The following is a 14294-nucleotide window of genomic DNA, read 5'->3' as shown; positions in this document are numbered from 1 at the left end:
TTATGTAGCAATTCCCTCGGTTTGCAGATCCTTCTGAATACGCTTCTCGCGGAACATAGTGAAGTAGCAAATGGATGAGGTTACATAGAGAACTCCTGTAATACTAAAGGTCATCGCATAGCCCCAATAATAGCCGTGAGTCGTTACCAAATAGGATTGCACTGTGCCCATACTTGCCCATCCAAGCATAAAGGCAGTCTGTGTTAATGAATTTGCAATTCCGCGGCGGGAGTCTGAAATTCGGTCAACCATAACGGCGGATTGAATTGGGTTGGCTGCATTCATAAGCGCTTGCCGGAACAGGAAGCTGACGATGGCAATGGAAAGCGCGTTGGTGAATCCGGTCAACAGCAGGAATGGCAGGGATAGCATTTGGAACACGACGATCGCTGGCACCTGTCCGATTCGCTTCACCAGCGTTGGGCCAATAAGCATAGAAATAATCGTCATGACCTGCCCTAACGAGATTAACAAACCGACCATAGTGATGGAAGTGTCGAATCGATTCGTAAAATATAGGTTCAAGTAGGGAACGACTAGCCCAGAGCCTAAGCCTACAAGCAGCTGACAGAAGGTAAGGCGGCGAATGTCGCGCCATTCTGCTGCCGGATTAGGATGTTGAAGATCTTCTTCCTTGCGTTTTGAAGCTGCTGTCCGTGATGGAGCTGCTGGTTCCGTCTCTGCCTGTAAAGCACCTCGCTTGCGCGCTTCCTTCACGGCAAGCAGCGGCAGGAAGGAGATTAATGTGGCGATTCCGCCCAGCATCAATACGGTTTGTAGGCTCGCAACCCGTGTCCAGCCTGTAGATTGCAGTACATCCGCCAAGGCGCTTCCTCCCATGCTGCCAAATACCTGCGCAGCCAAGCCTAGAGCAAAGTGATAACTGAAGAGCTGCAAACGCTGCTCCTTACGGGCATTTTCCGCAAGGAACGGAACAGCAATAACTTGAAAGGCCGACGCAACTAGCCCTGAAAAAACCGCCAATACGTGCAGGTTCGTAGATGACTCAACATAGGAGCGTCCAATGAATCCGATCCCTGTTAGCAGCGCGCCAAGGATGAGAATCTTCTTCCGGCTCGTGCGATCCCCCAGAAAGCCAATCGGGACAAACATCAAAGCCGTAGCAAGAGATTGCAGGCTGATGAGCGTCCCGTTCATGTCATCATTATATCCGAGTGATTGAATATACAAGTTGTAGAGTACCATGAACATACCGCTGCCCACTTGAAAGCACAAGTTGGCGATAAAAAACAGCTTAATATTCCGATCCCATTGCTTCACGTCTGTCCATACTTGTTGAATTAAGCGCATGTTCGTTCCTCCGATTGTCCATGTTAGCATCTTCCATTGTATCAATGGTTCCGCGAACAAGGAAGGGGTCGAATTGTTCGATTTGGGTTCCAGAGCTCGATGCTCTAAGCTTTAAGTTCTAAGCCAGCAGATGTACTATCGAGCGCTAATGGATAGGATAGAATTCATGAGCGCCCTAGATTATACGTACTGTATGGAACATGCGTGCCTGAATGTAAGGCTAGTGAATCAGTTTGCTCTCCTTCGCCTTTCGCACGAACTTGGCGCTTGACCGGTTGAGCGGTGTCTTTAGCAGAAGGCCCATGACGAGTGTAATCGCAACATAGATACACATCATCATCAAGTCGCGCCACACTACATCCCATAGGATACCGCCGACCGCCTCACGCATCATGCTGATGCCATAGGTGAATGGCAAATAAGGATGAATTGCCTGGAAAAAAGGCGGTGTTACTTGGATTGGGAAGGTACCTCCTGAGCCTGCCAGCTGGAGAACAAGCAGCACGATGGCCAACGCTTTGCCTACGTTGCCGAAGACAGATACGAGCGTATATACTATTAGCATGAATACGACGCTTAGCATCATGCCGAAGAGAACGAACCAGAATGGATTGAGCACGTATGCCTTCAACAGATAGCAATCGCCTAGTGTTACAAGCAAGGACTGCAGCAGCGCGATTGTGACGAAGGTGAGATAGCGACCGAAATACACTTGATGATCCTTATATTTTACGCCTTCCTCATGCACCTCCACCGTCAGAAGCGACACCAGGAGCAGGGCACCGACCCATAATGATAACGTAGAGAAGAATGGTGACATGGCCGATCCGTAGTTCGGGATCGGAAACAGCTTATGTTCTTTCAACACGACGGGCTCAGCGAAAAACTCGCTCTCTTTCTCAAAATTGTTTCTCAGCAAATCAATAATTTCATTGATATCGCCACGTGCCTCTAATGAGCGAATTCGATTCGCGATATCCGTCAGCTTGGATTGCGCTTCCGGCAGGCTGTGCTGTATCTTTGCAATTTCCTCACTACCGACCGAAATCAGCTTAGCGGCATCGTTCAGAATTGTCTTTACGTCAGGCATGTGATTCAGTGCATCCTGCAATACAGTCTGAACATTGTTGACGGTACGCTTTGCTGTCTGAATGCCTTGGACAATATTCGGCTTAATCTCATCATCGTACCGATTTAATATGCTGCCCGTAATATCAGCAGTCTCTTTCGCAATCCGATTCAATTGATTAATCAGGTCTGCCGACACTTTCTCACCACGATCTACCGCGCCGGAGATTTGACGCACAGTGGATAATTGCCGCTCCAGCTTATCTCGTATGGATTTCAAGCGTCCTATAGTGCTGCCAAAGCGATCTCCAGGGACAACCCCATTAAGTCGACTGAACCAGCTGCTAAGGCCATCTACAAGAGTAAGAGCAGTATTCAGCCGACCCTCGGCACGATTCAAAGCCTCCTTCACAAGAGAGGGATCGCTGCTTGCATCTTGCAGTAGGGAGGTCAAATCTTGAATGGCCAATGCCGTCTGTTGAATGGAGTTAAGATCCTGCTTAATAAAGGTAGATATCGTATCAATCCCTTGCTCGCTATAATTGAGCAGATCACCAACGCTGCGAGAGAAGCGGGCTCCTTCCTCGGCCACCTGAGAAACGAGCGGGAGATTACGCTGTGCTGAGGCTACAATGTCATTGGCCTTCGCCGTATCGCGCAGTGCCACATCGACGATATGTGTGAGCTCTGGGAACCCTTTTTCCAGCTTAAAGACGAGGTTTTTACCTTTTCGATGGTCGGGAGCTCATTTTTCAGTTCCACCCCTACATCGTTAAATATTTTAAAGATGGTGCGATTGGCTTCACGAACGAAGTTGGAGCTGACCTGCTCGATGATGCCGGACGCGCCTTTGGCTGTAATTTTCGGTGAAATTGCATTGATCTTCTCATTCACGTAATAGACGATTTCCGCCTTCTGTGGATCATTGGACAATACGGTACCGATCCGTGCGGAAAAATCGGCGGGGATAATAATGGCTGCGTATACCTGTCCGCGTTCGGCGCGGCGCAGTGCTTCTTTCTCGTCCATGAATGTCCAGCCGATCGCTTCATTGGTCTTGAGCGATTCGATGATTTGCTTGCCGATATTGATTGGCTTGTCCATCAGGGTATCGCCCTTATCATTGTTGGCGACAGCAATGGCTACCCCCTTGGTGTTGCTGTAGGGATCCCATGATGCCAGAATGTTGAACCATGCATATAGGGAAGGAAGGGCAATAAGGCCCGTAATCACAATAGCGGCCGCCCAATTGCTTGTAATGCGTTTCAGGTCAGTCAGGTATAGGTTGAAGATGGATTTCATAGCAGTTGCTCTCCCGTTCATTTCAAGAATTGACAACATTGCTATCATTGTGCCTATTTTAGGCGAGAAACATGCGATAAAGGAGGTGATGCCTTAAAGCTGGAGGATACAGTGTACGGATTGTGTGGTGATGGGTCAATGCCAAAGCAAGCAAGGGGAATGTGAACAATTTTTAGGAAAGCGCTTGCATAAATAGTAGGGACGAATCATCCGACTCATGTCAGCTAATTTAGAGAGGGAGGTATTGTAACGGATGAAAAAAGTCTGATGCGTACGGGCAGCTCTGCTCATTAAGCAGTACATTTTATGAAGAGAGGGAAAGGAGGTCGGGTGTACGACTGACTATTAAGATTTGGATAAGATTGGTTAGATCATGACCAGACGCCAACGGTTTATGTTAACGTTGATTACCAAGTAAAGCAGCAAAGGAGGGACATTGATGTTGCGGGTCATGCTCGCGGATCAAGATGTTGTTGAACGCAAGCTAGCCATGCAGATGTGGAAGAGGGAGGATGCACATGCCGCGGGATATACAACTCTTCAATATTTTAATCGCGTATTTAAGCAGATCGTGAAGATGACGCTTCTTGAGTATCGGAAGCATTTTGGCATCTAGCAATTTTTGAATATTTCGTAAGGAGTAGAATCGGCGAAGAAATGAGAAATGCGTTTCATTACTTTGCAGGGACAGCCGACTATAAAAGATGATGTTATAGAGACATGTTATAGAGAGGGCAAGGCCTCTCGTACATTTCACGGTAGGAGGAACACATTACGGATGAAACAAATTCGACAACGATTGGCGGTCGTTCTATCTCTGTGTATGATCTGGTCCATGATTGCATTCACAGGTACCAGTATGGCAATGGCGTCTAGTGCAGGGCAGGGAAGCTTCGGAAAAGTTGTGGATGAGCGAAAGATGGAGCTTGCACCTGGGGTAAATTATACCTGGAACAGTATGGAGCTGCCACAAGGGCAAGAGAAGGTTCATTATGTAGAGTTCGATCCGAAGAATCCTTCCTTGGATTTGCAGCCTGGCATGACGGACGGGAAAGTGTACGGCATGACAGGTGTTACGAAGATGGCCGATCATGCAGACAAGGCGGGAAATCGGGTTATTGCAGCCATCAACGGCGACTTCTATGATATGACGACAGGCGTGCCTCTTGGCTTATTTATGGGTGATAGTGAGATATTGGTGAGTCCGCCGCCTAAGTGGGATTGGTATGCATATGGATTGAAAAAGGATGGAACCTCGATATACGGACTGAGTCCAGAGTTGAAGCGAACGCTTCACATTAGCGGCAAGGATTATGAAATATCGGAAATTAATCGGATGCGTGAAAATGCCGACAAGCTGTCCTTATTCACATCCGTATTTCATACTTCAACCAAAACTAATGATCTCGGCGACGAAGTTATTCTTGATGTGCTGTCGGGAGAAGTAAAGAGCGGCAGCACCTTAAAGCTCAAGGTTGCGGAGATACGCAAGGACAAAGGGGACGCACCGCTTGCCTCGGGCAAGGTTGTGCTGTCTGCTTCGGGAACAGAGAACCGCAAAATCCTCGAACAGCTGAAGGTAGGAGATGAAATCTCCGCAAGCTTTGAGCTGGAGGATGAGTGGAAGGACGTTAAAATGGCAGTCGGCGGCGTGTTTATGCTGGTCAAGGATGGCGTGCCGCAAGAGAATCCTGATAAGGCACTCTACCCACGAGTGGCAATCGGAACAAAAGCTGACGGCTCCATTATCATGATGGTGATCGACGGCCGAGCGCCAGGATTTAGTGAAGGGGTATCCTACGATGATTTCGGCAAGGTAATGAAGGACATGGGTGTCGTCAATGCGCTGTGTCTTGATGGTGGCGGCTCGTCCACGTTCGTAGCGAAGCTGCCGGGGGAGCTGACTCGCAAGGTCCTGAACCGTCCATCTGACGGCAGTGAACGCAAGACGGCAAACGGATTGCTGCTCGTAAATAAGGCACCGGAGCAAGGAACTGCCTCGAAGCTGGTCGTACATCCGAATATGGAGCGAGTGCTCGTTGGCTCTACATTCAAATTCGCAGCAGCCGGAGTAGATGTAAATGGACATCCAGCTCCATATACAGATGTATTGCAATGGGCTGTTGATCCTTCGCTTGGAACGATAGCAGGGGATGGCAAGTTCACGGCTGGATCTGCTGCAGGGAGCGCAAATGTTGCAGTGACTGCAGGTGGCGTGCAGGGGCAAGGCCAAGTCGAGGTGGTAAAGGATTTGACAGACCTCATATTGCCTGACAAGGTAAAGGCTTTTTCTACCGGCGAACAAGTGAATATGCAGGTAACGGCTATTCGAGATGGGCGAGTCGTTGTTGCCGATAATCGCCAGTTTGAGTGGAGGGTCGAAGGCCCAATCGGTTCTATTGATGCTAACGGTGTATTTACCGCAACTTCGGAATCGGATAAGAACGGTAAAATTATCGTCAAGTACGGTAATATTGAGGCATCAATGGATGTAAATATAGGGCTGAAACCTGTTGTATTGGAAGATTTCGAGGGTGGTCTGGATCGTTACTATGAGGAAAGTGGTGCAAGGTACAAGAGTGTAAAGCTCAGCGAGACGGCGGATGAAGAATTTGTACGATTCGGCAGTAAGGCTGCAAAGCTGGAATATGACTTTACCGATACAGTAGGGATATCAGGCGCATACATCAATACGAAAGGCAAGGATAAGTATATTGATATTCCTGGCTATCCGGAAAAAATAAGCGCGTGGGTGTATGGCGACGGTAAAAAGCACTGGCTGCGCGGTCAGCTACGAGACGGCAATGGGGCTGCAGTAGATATTGATTATACGGATGAGAAGACGGGCCTTGAGTTCACAGGCTGGAAGTATATCGAGGCAGCGGTTCCTAAGGGAAGACCTCTTCCGCTTCAAATTTCCATGCCGATTCGATATATGGAAACGAAAAATACAAACAAGAACGATGGGACTCTTTATATCGATCAAATCCGAGCGCTATATGGCCCGAATACGGATGACATGGAGCCGCCAGTGCTGAAGGATTTCTCTCCGGTTGATGGCAGTACAATTCATACTTCGACTCCGAAAATCCATGTGTACGGGGAAGATTTCGGATATGATCCAATCAAGCATCCAGCAACGACGCTGATTGATCCCGATAAGGTGCGCATGTATGTGGATGGACAACTGGTTCAGCATGGATTTTATCCACCGAAGGGTGAAATTCACTATACACCGAATGTGCCTTTGGCAGACGGGGTTCATGTCGTGAAGGTCAAAATTCGTGATATGAACGGGAATCGGGCAGAAAAAGAATGGATGTTTACCGTTGATACCGTGTCATCGAAGCTCGTATATACGGGAGCAAACAATGCTTATGCAGGCAATGTTTACAAGGTGGAGGTTAAAGGATTCAAGCCTTCCCATATTAAACGTGCTGACATTGGATTTATCGTTGATCCCAATTTGATAGAGAAGATAGAAGTAGTTGCAGGCGGTAAACTTGGCCCCGCTAATATCGAGGAAAGTATTACCCCGGATGGGAAAGTGAATCTAAAGTTTTCTGATGTGCATCAGTTGAACTTGAGGGATGACGAAGTGCTCGCGAGAATTGAATATCACCTAAAGTCGGATGTGTCGGGTGCGTTCAAGGTCGATTTTACATCAGGAAGCATTGGATTAGCGGATAAAGGAAACACAGACTTTAGCTTCTTCGGTCTTCCTCTTCACGCGGCCATTGAGTATCATCTGCGCTTGAATTGGAACACGGACGGCATAACCGAGGGGCAGGATACTGTGCTTGGGGTTGTTGATGAGACTGGCGCTCCTGTACAAGGCGCGCGTATCGTGACACGTGAGGGAACAGAGTTGGGTGTGACGGGCGCAGACGGCAAGCTTACCACGAATAAGATGACGGGGACAGTGCGGGAATACGAGCTGCAAGCGAACGAGGGAACACGATTCAGTCCAGTAGTGAAGTTCAAGGTATCCCCGGTGGCGGGCAGCGAATTGCCTTACAACGTGAGTGTGACAATGGGAGTAGATCCGGCAACTTCTCGCGGCTTTACGTGGCATTCCAATATTAACGTGGATGTTTCAGTGGTAGAGATCGCGAAAAAGGAAGACTTCGTCGATTTTAACCATTCGAATGTCATTCGGGTGAATGGCTCGAGCAATATGCTCCATACGTGGGATATCGGTACGGTTCGTGTGCATAAGGCAGTTGTTCAAGGGCTTAAGCCGGGAACGGAATATGTATATCGTGTTGGCAACGGCAGCGACAAGGTGAGTGAGCAGGGCACGTTCAAGACGGCTGAGCTGGACGGTACACGTACGAAATTCCTCTTCTTTGGCGACTCGCAATCCGCGGATGAAGCGGGATTCGAGCTGTGGGGCAATATTGTACGGAAGGCAGTGGCTGATCAGCCGGATTTTGACTTCATTCTACAGGCCGGGGATATGGTCGAGGATGGGTTTAAGGAAAATGAATGGAATATGTGGTTCAAGGCAGTACAGGATACATTCTTGAAGACAACAGTTGTGTCGGTAGTCGGTAACCATGAGGTGACGGGAACACGGAAAAATGATGATTTCCTTGCTCATTTCAACAATCCACAGAACGGGATAGACAGCTTGAAGGGCAGCAATTATTCATTTAATTATCATAATGCCCATATTGCCGTGCTGAATAGTGAGTACGACCTCGAAGAGCAAAAGGAATGGTTGCGACGAGATTTGGCCGCAACGGATAAAACGTGGAAGATCGTTACGTTCCATCGTGGTCCATATGGAAGCAAGAATAATGAGAAGCATATTCGCAATGCTTGGACATCCACATTTGATGAACTTAATGTGGATGCGGCATTAAATGGCCATGACCATGTGTACTTAAGAACGAGCCCATTGCGCGGCGGCAAGCCAGTTGGCGAGGGAGAAGGGACAACTTATATTGTAGCGGGCTCCTCAGGGCCGAAGTTCTATGAGGTTGTTGCACAAGACTGGCAGTACAAAATAGACGGAACGAAGGCGCAAATCTATGTAGCCGTTGAGATTATTGGCAGCGAGATGAAGTTCCTCGTGAAGAACATTAATGATGTTGTCATTGATGAGTTCTCGATTCGCAAGCCACAACAGCAGCCTGTATCGGTCGAGCTTGATCAGACGGACGTAAGTTTGGCTGTAAAAGAAAGTGTAAAGTTGAATGCGAAGATGCTTCTTATCGGTGCTGATCAGACCGTAAAATGGTCAGTTCGTGATGCTTCAGTAGACGGAGCTGTGACGGTAACGTCTGATGGTATCGTGACAGGACACAAGCAGGGGACAGCGGTTGTACGTGCTACGAGTGTAGTGGAGTCCGTGTACGGGGAAAGTTTCATTACAGTTAATGGCCTGCCGGATACGACGATTGACGAGGTCCAACTTGATCGAAACGAAGGAACATTAAAGGTTAGCGACGCTGCAACTGAATGCAACAGTAGTGCCGTTCAACGCCTTCACAAGCCCATTCAGCGTTACACTTGCCACTCCTTCTGAAGAAGAACACCGACCATACAACCGTTTTAACTCCATATGAAGGCACAAATAAAGGGGCTGTTTATCCAGCCCCTTTTGCATGTCAAGTTTTTAACAATCATAGTCGCTATTAAGTTTAGAGCTGCCCTGACAAGAACACGATGAGGCAGAATGCCGACATTATGGACGAGTAGTAGACGGAATATTGTGTTCTCTTCTTGTTGTTGTCGAGCAGGTTGAACAGAAATAGAAAGCTGAGTACCGGAATTAGCAAGTAAGCCATGTACAGAATGATCGTCGCCATTCTTTACACCTCCAAGGTTGTAGTTGTTGGTTAAAAAGCCGATGTAAATATTTGCATAGATGTATTCTATCACGCTTTTACGCGTTTGGGTACAAAAGTTTTTGTTTTATTTTGAAAATTTGTGACAGCAGGCGGCTGATTGCCAACATGGACGAAGGAGATAAATGTCGGGTACACTAACTATATATATGCTGGATCATAGGGAGGGCATGGATCGTTCTCTCTTTTTATATGGTGATTAAGATCAGGAAACGGGGTTAACAGCAACAATGAACATTCAATTGGTATGCGTAGGGAAACTGAAGGAGAAATACTTGGTGCAGGGCATTGCGGAGTACAGCAAGCGGCTGGCTCCATATGTGAAATTCCAGGTGTCAGAGGTACCGGATGAGCAGGCACCCGAGAAAATGAGCGATGCCGAGCTGGAGCAAGTTAAGGATCGTGAGGGAGAGCGTATTCTTGGCCACATTAAGCAGGATGCCCATGTCGTGGCCCTCGCGATAGATGGGCAGCTTTGGTCGAGTGAGGACTTGGCCTCGCAGCTCGATCGGTTGGCTACGTACGGGACAAGCAATGTTGCCTTTGTCATAGGCGGTTCTAACGGGCTATCTGATGCGGTTCTTCGCCGAGCGAATTCGAAGCTGTCCTTCGGCCGCATGACACTGCCGCACCAGTTGATGCGCTTGGTACTCGTGGAGCAGATCTACCGTGCAGTGAAGATAAATCGAGGTGAGCCGTACCATAAGTGACGGCGAAAAATATTGTTGTGGAGAAGGTACGAATATGTTTGCGGGCATTATCTCTATCTCAAGCACGCGTCCGAAATCCGTAATGAAATGCTGCTGACTGACTGTACCCCAACTCATAGGCGATATCCGCACAAGAAATTTATCCATTTCTATGTAAAAAGACAAAGAGCAGCCCAATTGCTAGCTCTTTGTCCTTGACTTTATTTTCAACGTTCCCCATCAAGAACTCTTTGTTGTATAGTAGAACTCCCCTAAGAGATTCCCTATTTCATAACTTCCTGGTGCAAGTTCTTTTTCAACAAAAGCATTGATCCCCGACTTGTCGATCTCATACATCACTTCAATTTCTTTAGAAAATAATAGCTTTTCTTGCGAAAGCAAGTTCGAAAGCGATGGTTGTTGCCTTGGCTTAATTTCTCCCGTATTCAACACTTGCTGAAGGCCCTCAACGTAAGACTCCAACGGACGACTACCTACGATTTTGACTCCTTTATTCTCTTCATTGATCATGACGATCGTTGGAAAACCTCGAACGCCAAGGCTTCTAGCGAGTCTAAAATCCTCATTCAATAAGGATTGGCCGGATCGATGTTCAGCATCTTGAACGATCGCTTCTCCATCCAGTCCAAGCTGATTTACGATGTCAATCATGGCGGATTCCTCCGCGATATTTCGATTAAATGCGAATAAAGCTTCTCGTGATCGTCTTAAGTAATCATAGGCTACTGCATTGCCATGATGTTGCTGAATCACTTTAAATACACGAGAGGGTGGGTAAGAGGATTGAACGGGATCGCTTAGCATCAGCGAACCGTCAATTGGCATACGTGAGTATTCCCCAACCTCTCGCCAGTGGTCGAAGACATGAGCAGGTCCAGATATACCGTTACGTGGATCGACCGGCTCATCCCCCCATTTTTCGAGCAGCCCGCCCATTACCGTTTGGAAGTTGAAAACATGTCCATACTGCGTTTTAAATCGTCGTAGGACAGGGTCAAGCGCCCAGCAGTGTGAGCAGATTGGATCCGTCACATAATAAACTGTAATGGATTTGTGGGGTGGATTGAAATCAATCATTTCCACTTCTTCTTCCCCAGCTACGCCGCAGACACCGGTCTCAAGATCACAAATCATATGATTATCGCTGACTATTCGTTTATCGTCATTTGCCATGATGGTTGCCTCCTTGAAGTTTCCGAAAGATCACTTTGCTTTTACAATCCCATTTTAGCCATAATAAATGTACCGGAACACCAATAGATCATGTGATTTGTCGTTTATACAACACATGGGCACATCTGTTTAAAATGTTGGAGGGACAGGAATGACGAAATCCAAGACAGACCCCCGAATTTTACGAACGCGTAAGTTAATCATGGAGTCTTTTATTGAACTTTCAGGTAAAAAAGAATTCAAGGATATTACCGTGAAGGATATTACGACAGAGGCGATGATTAATCGGGCAACGTTCTACTATCACTTTGAAGACATATATGATTTGCTCGACAAGGTTTTATCCGAAGTGCTTTTGATTAATTTGAATGCGATAGACTTTGGGAATAGCGTGCTGAATGAAGCAACGATTATTGATATTTTCGTAGCTATAACAGATTTCCAGAGCGCGCTATCCAATCGGTGTCATCGAGGATACGATGAGACCATTGCTCGTATTATTCGAGAGCAGCTCGAGATTATCTTCTATAAAATGCTGCGAAAACAACTGACGATGGCGGCGGATGAATCGCTAAAAATCACAGCGCTCCTTTTAAGTTGGGGGTTATATGGTGCTTCTGTGGAGTGGAGGAGAAAGGGGAAGGAATTATCGCCGGAAGCATTTATTCAGCCCGCTATTCCCTTTCTGCTGTCGGGCATTGACCAGGAGTGAGGGTTAAAGCTGACTCTGCCGAGTATTAAGAGATGGAAAGCAGAGCTAAATTGGCAAAGCAGTTATGCAATAAACTAACTACAAGATTCAGGAATGAAACCAAAATCCATAAAAATGTCTGGGTGGGCGTTCTCCTGCGTTTCAAGAGAAATGGCTTCATTCTATTTATCCGCTAGAAAGGCTGTTGGCGATGAAATTTACCACAAGTGTTGGTAAATTTCATCGGTAAAATATACTGGACATCTAAGAGGATATATCACGGGGGGAAAGTATGTTAGACCAATTATTAAGTCCATTTACTTCAATCTTATCGAGGCTAAAATATGGGCGAAAGTTTATGCTTATCAGGAGGTCGCCTCTTTCAAATCGTGTTGTGTGGTGCAATGGATTTTACTGAAAAGGCGTCCTTTTTGCTGTGATATTTTTGTATTTTATTGGATAATCAACAGGCGTGACAATATTTATTGTTCAGTTACATGCAGTTCTGCTGCTCAAAATTAAGTTCAATTAATGATATTTTTGTATATGAGTAGAATGAATGGAAAATATAACAATATTAATAGGTGACGATGATGTTGAAATTGCTGATTTGGTTGCTATACATTTAGAAGGGTATCGTGTCATTAAGGTATTGGATGGGCAAGAAAATATTAATGTTATCCAGACTTAACACATTGATTTACTTATTTTGAATATTGCGATGCCGAAAATGGATGGATATAAGGTTGCACATTGCATTCGCGAAAAACATAATATGCCCATTATTTTTTGAGCGCGAAAATGTCTGATTTTGATAAAGTGCAGGGACTCGTGATTGGAGCAAACGATTGTATGACGAAACCATTCAAACAGAACTCAAACTTGGAATTTGGAGGATTAACGATTTCTCCTGAACAACGTACAGTTACTATATATGGTAAGAATATTGAGTCAACACCGAAAGAGTTTGAAATTTTATAGTTATTAACCAGTTATCCAAATAAAGTTTATAGTGCAGAAGACATTTTTTAGCAGGTATGGAGGTAGATTATAAACTCAATGGTTAAAATACTACGAGGCTTTCGTTCAAAAATGATATTATTGTTATGTTTAAGCATGTTGTTGTCTAGCGCCATAACATACCTACTCTTTAAAGTACTCCAATTGTATTATTATACAAATGTTAGTTATGGAGATACACTAGCTTATTTTCGCAAAATCATACAAAATATTGGAGACCTTAACGTCTTTTTACTGTTATTTATCCTGCTTTCGATATTGTTTTTCTTTTTACTTACAAAACCCTATTCTGCCTATTTCAATGAGATTTCAAAAGGAATTCATTATCTCGCTCAGGGTGACTTTAAGCATCGAGTTCAAATATTGTCAAATGATGAATTTAGTGATATTGCACAAGGCATTAATCAGGCAAGTGAAAAATTGGAAAAGGCTATAGAAAGGGGTGACTTTTCGGAAAATAGTAAAGAGCAGTTAGTATTGAATTTGGCTCATGATTTGCGCACACCTCTTACCTCTGTTTTAGGTTATTTAGATTTAATCCTTAAGGATGATAGCTTGACTGAAAATCAGATCAGGCATTTTTTAACGATTGCCTTTACTAAATCTCAACGCCTAGAACGGTTGATTGATGAATTATTCGAAATAACTAGGATGAATTATGGCATGTTACCAATTGAAAAGAAACAAATCGATTTAAGCGAGCTACTTATTCAATTAAAAGAAGAGTTGTATCCTGTCTTAGAGAAAAACGATTTGATAGCAAGAACGAATATTACTTCCCCTTTATCTATTATGGGTGATGGAGAGTTGTTGGCGCGTGTGTTTGAAAATCTTCTAATTAATGCAAACCGTTATGGATATGATGGGCAGTATGTAGATATCAACGGCTCTATTGATTCAAAGGAAGTAGTTATTCAAGTTATCAATTATGGGGACGCCATTCCTCCAGATGAACTGCCTCATATTTTCGATATGCTTTTTACTGGTGACAAAGCACGAACTCATCAAGAAAATAGCACAGGTCTCGGTTTATTCATTGCGAAGAATATAGTAGAGCAACACAATGGGACAATAACTGCCGAAAGTGATTTAATACGCACTATATTTGAAGCCCGATTACCAATGGAGGATTCCCAAAGAGATTAAGTGTAAAATCCAAATGAA

At 45.4% G+C, this 14294-nt stretch carries 10 protein-coding genes and 1 pseudogene; 6 read left to right on the top strand and 5 right to left on the bottom strand.

All coding sequences use genetic code 11. The features are described 5' to 3' along the window. From PAV_RS09070 to PAV_RS37535, 3 genes are all read right to left on the bottom strand, one after another. Positions 1–1311 carry an MFS transporter gene (locus tag PAV_RS09070; protein ID WP_005545387.1) on the bottom strand — a complete coding sequence of 437 codons (1311 nt, stop codon included), beginning with the start codon at positions 1309–1311 and terminating at the stop codon, positions 1–3. 220 nt (positions 1312–1531) lie between these two features. Then, the gene (locus tag PAV_RS09065; RefSeq protein WP_420798659.1) at positions 1532–3046 is read right to left on the bottom strand and encodes a YhgE/Pip family protein; all 1515 of its coding nucleotides are present in this window, start codon (positions 3044–3046) and stop codon (positions 1532–1534) included. Then, the gene (locus PAV_RS37535) at positions 3007–3681 is read right to left on the bottom strand and encodes a YhgE/Pip domain-containing protein (RefSeq protein ID WP_420798658.1); all 675 of its coding nucleotides are present in this window, start codon (positions 3679–3681) and stop codon (positions 3007–3009) included. The genes PAV_RS09065 and PAV_RS37535 overlap by 40 nt, the downstream gene beginning before the upstream one ends. Positions 3682–4120: 439 nt before the next feature. On the opposite strand from PAV_RS37535, the gene PAV_RS35525 reads away from it, so the two are divergent. Further along, positions 4121–4297, top strand: coding sequence for a helix-turn-helix transcriptional regulator (locus PAV_RS35525; protein ID WP_005545385.1), 177 nt, complete (start codon positions 4121–4123; stop codon positions 4295–4297). A 162-nt stretch (positions 4298–4459) separates the two neighbouring features. After that, the gene (locus PAV_RS09060) at positions 4460–9214 is read left to right on the top strand and encodes a phosphodiester glycosidase family protein (protein WP_005545383.1); all 4755 of its coding nucleotides are present in this window, start codon (positions 4460–4462) and stop codon (positions 9212–9214) included. A gap of 115 nt (positions 9215–9329) precedes the next feature. Here the strand turns inward: PAV_RS09060 and PAV_RS34555 are convergent, their stop codons facing one another. Further along, positions 9330–9497, bottom strand: coding sequence for a hypothetical protein (locus PAV_RS34555; RefSeq protein WP_005545381.1), 168 nt, complete (start codon positions 9495–9497; stop codon positions 9330–9332). A gap of 269 nt (positions 9498–9766) precedes the next feature. Here PAV_RS34555 and rlmH point away from each other — a divergent pair, with 269 nt between their 5' ends. Beyond that, complete coding sequence (rlmH, locus tag PAV_RS09055; protein ID WP_040735637.1) at positions 9767–10246, top strand: 23S rRNA (pseudouridine(1915)-N(3))-methyltransferase RlmH; 480 nt, start codon at positions 9767–9769, stop codon at positions 10244–10246. 219 nt (positions 10247–10465) lie between these two features. On the opposite strand, the gene PAV_RS09050 is transcribed toward rlmH, so the two are convergent. Then, a complete protein-coding gene (locus PAV_RS09050) occupies positions 10466–11419 on the bottom strand; it encodes a DsbA family protein (RefSeq protein ID WP_005545378.1) in 954 nt (317 codons plus the stop codon). A 151-nt stretch (positions 11420–11570) separates the two neighbouring features. On the opposite strand from PAV_RS09050, the gene PAV_RS09045 reads away from it, so the two are divergent. From PAV_RS09045 to PAV_RS09035, 3 genes and pseudogenes are all read left to right on the top strand, one after another. Next, a complete protein-coding gene (locus PAV_RS09045) occupies positions 11571–12131 on the top strand; it encodes a TetR/AcrR family transcriptional regulator (protein WP_005545375.1) in 561 nt (186 codons plus the stop codon). A gap of 538 nt (positions 12132–12669) precedes the next feature. After that, positions 12670–13088: pseudogene (locus tag PAV_RS09040) on the top strand (response regulator transcription factor); the annotation flags it as partial. 81 nt (positions 13089–13169) lie between these two features. After that, a complete protein-coding gene (locus PAV_RS09035) occupies positions 13170–14276 on the top strand; it encodes a HAMP domain-containing sensor histidine kinase (protein ID WP_040735636.1) in 1107 nt (368 codons plus the stop codon). Positions 14277–14294 lie beyond the last annotated feature (18 nt).

This window comes from Paenibacillus alvei DSM 29 (assembly GCF_000293805.1).
Classification (GTDB): Bacteria; Bacillota; Bacilli; order Paenibacillales; family Paenibacillaceae; genus Paenibacillus_B; species Paenibacillus_B alvei.
Note: the sequence above shows the minus strand (reverse complement) of the source record. Positions and strands in the feature narration are given on the sequence as shown.

What these genes read in the sequence shown, in the direction of transcription:
- PAV_RS09070 (WP_005545387.1), bottom strand. Translation starts at nt 1,311, where the DNA reads ATGCGCTTAATTCAACAAGTATGGACAGACGTGAAGCAATGGGATCGG.
- PAV_RS37535 (WP_420798658.1), bottom strand. Translation starts at nt 3,681, where the DNA reads ATGAAATCCATCTTCAACCTATACCTGACTGACCTGAAACGCATTACA.
- PAV_RS35525 (WP_005545385.1), top strand. Translation starts at nt 4,121, where the DNA reads ATGTTGCGGGTCATGCTCGCGGATCAAGATGTTGTTGAACGCAAGCTA.
- PAV_RS09060 (WP_005545383.1), top strand. Translation starts at nt 4,460, where the DNA reads ATGAAACAAATTCGACAACGATTGGCGGTCGTTCTATCTCTGTGTATG.
- PAV_RS34555 (WP_005545381.1), bottom strand. Translation starts at nt 9,497, where the DNA reads ATGGCGACGATCATTCTGTACATGGCTTACTTGCTAATTCCGGTACTC.
- rlmH (WP_040735637.1), top strand. Translation starts at nt 9,767, where the DNA reads ATGAACATTCAATTGGTATGCGTAGGGAAACTGAAGGAGAAATACTTG.
- PAV_RS09050 (WP_005545378.1), bottom strand. Translation starts at nt 11,419, where the DNA reads ATGGCAAATGACGATAAACGAATAGTCAGCGATAATCATATGATTTGT.
- PAV_RS09045 (WP_005545375.1), top strand. Translation starts at nt 11,571, where the DNA reads ATGACGAAATCCAAGACAGACCCCCGAATTTTACGAACGCGTAAGTTA.
- PAV_RS09035 (WP_040735636.1), top strand. Translation starts at nt 13,170, where the DNA reads ATGGTTAAAATACTACGAGGCTTTCGTTCAAAAATGATATTATTGTTA.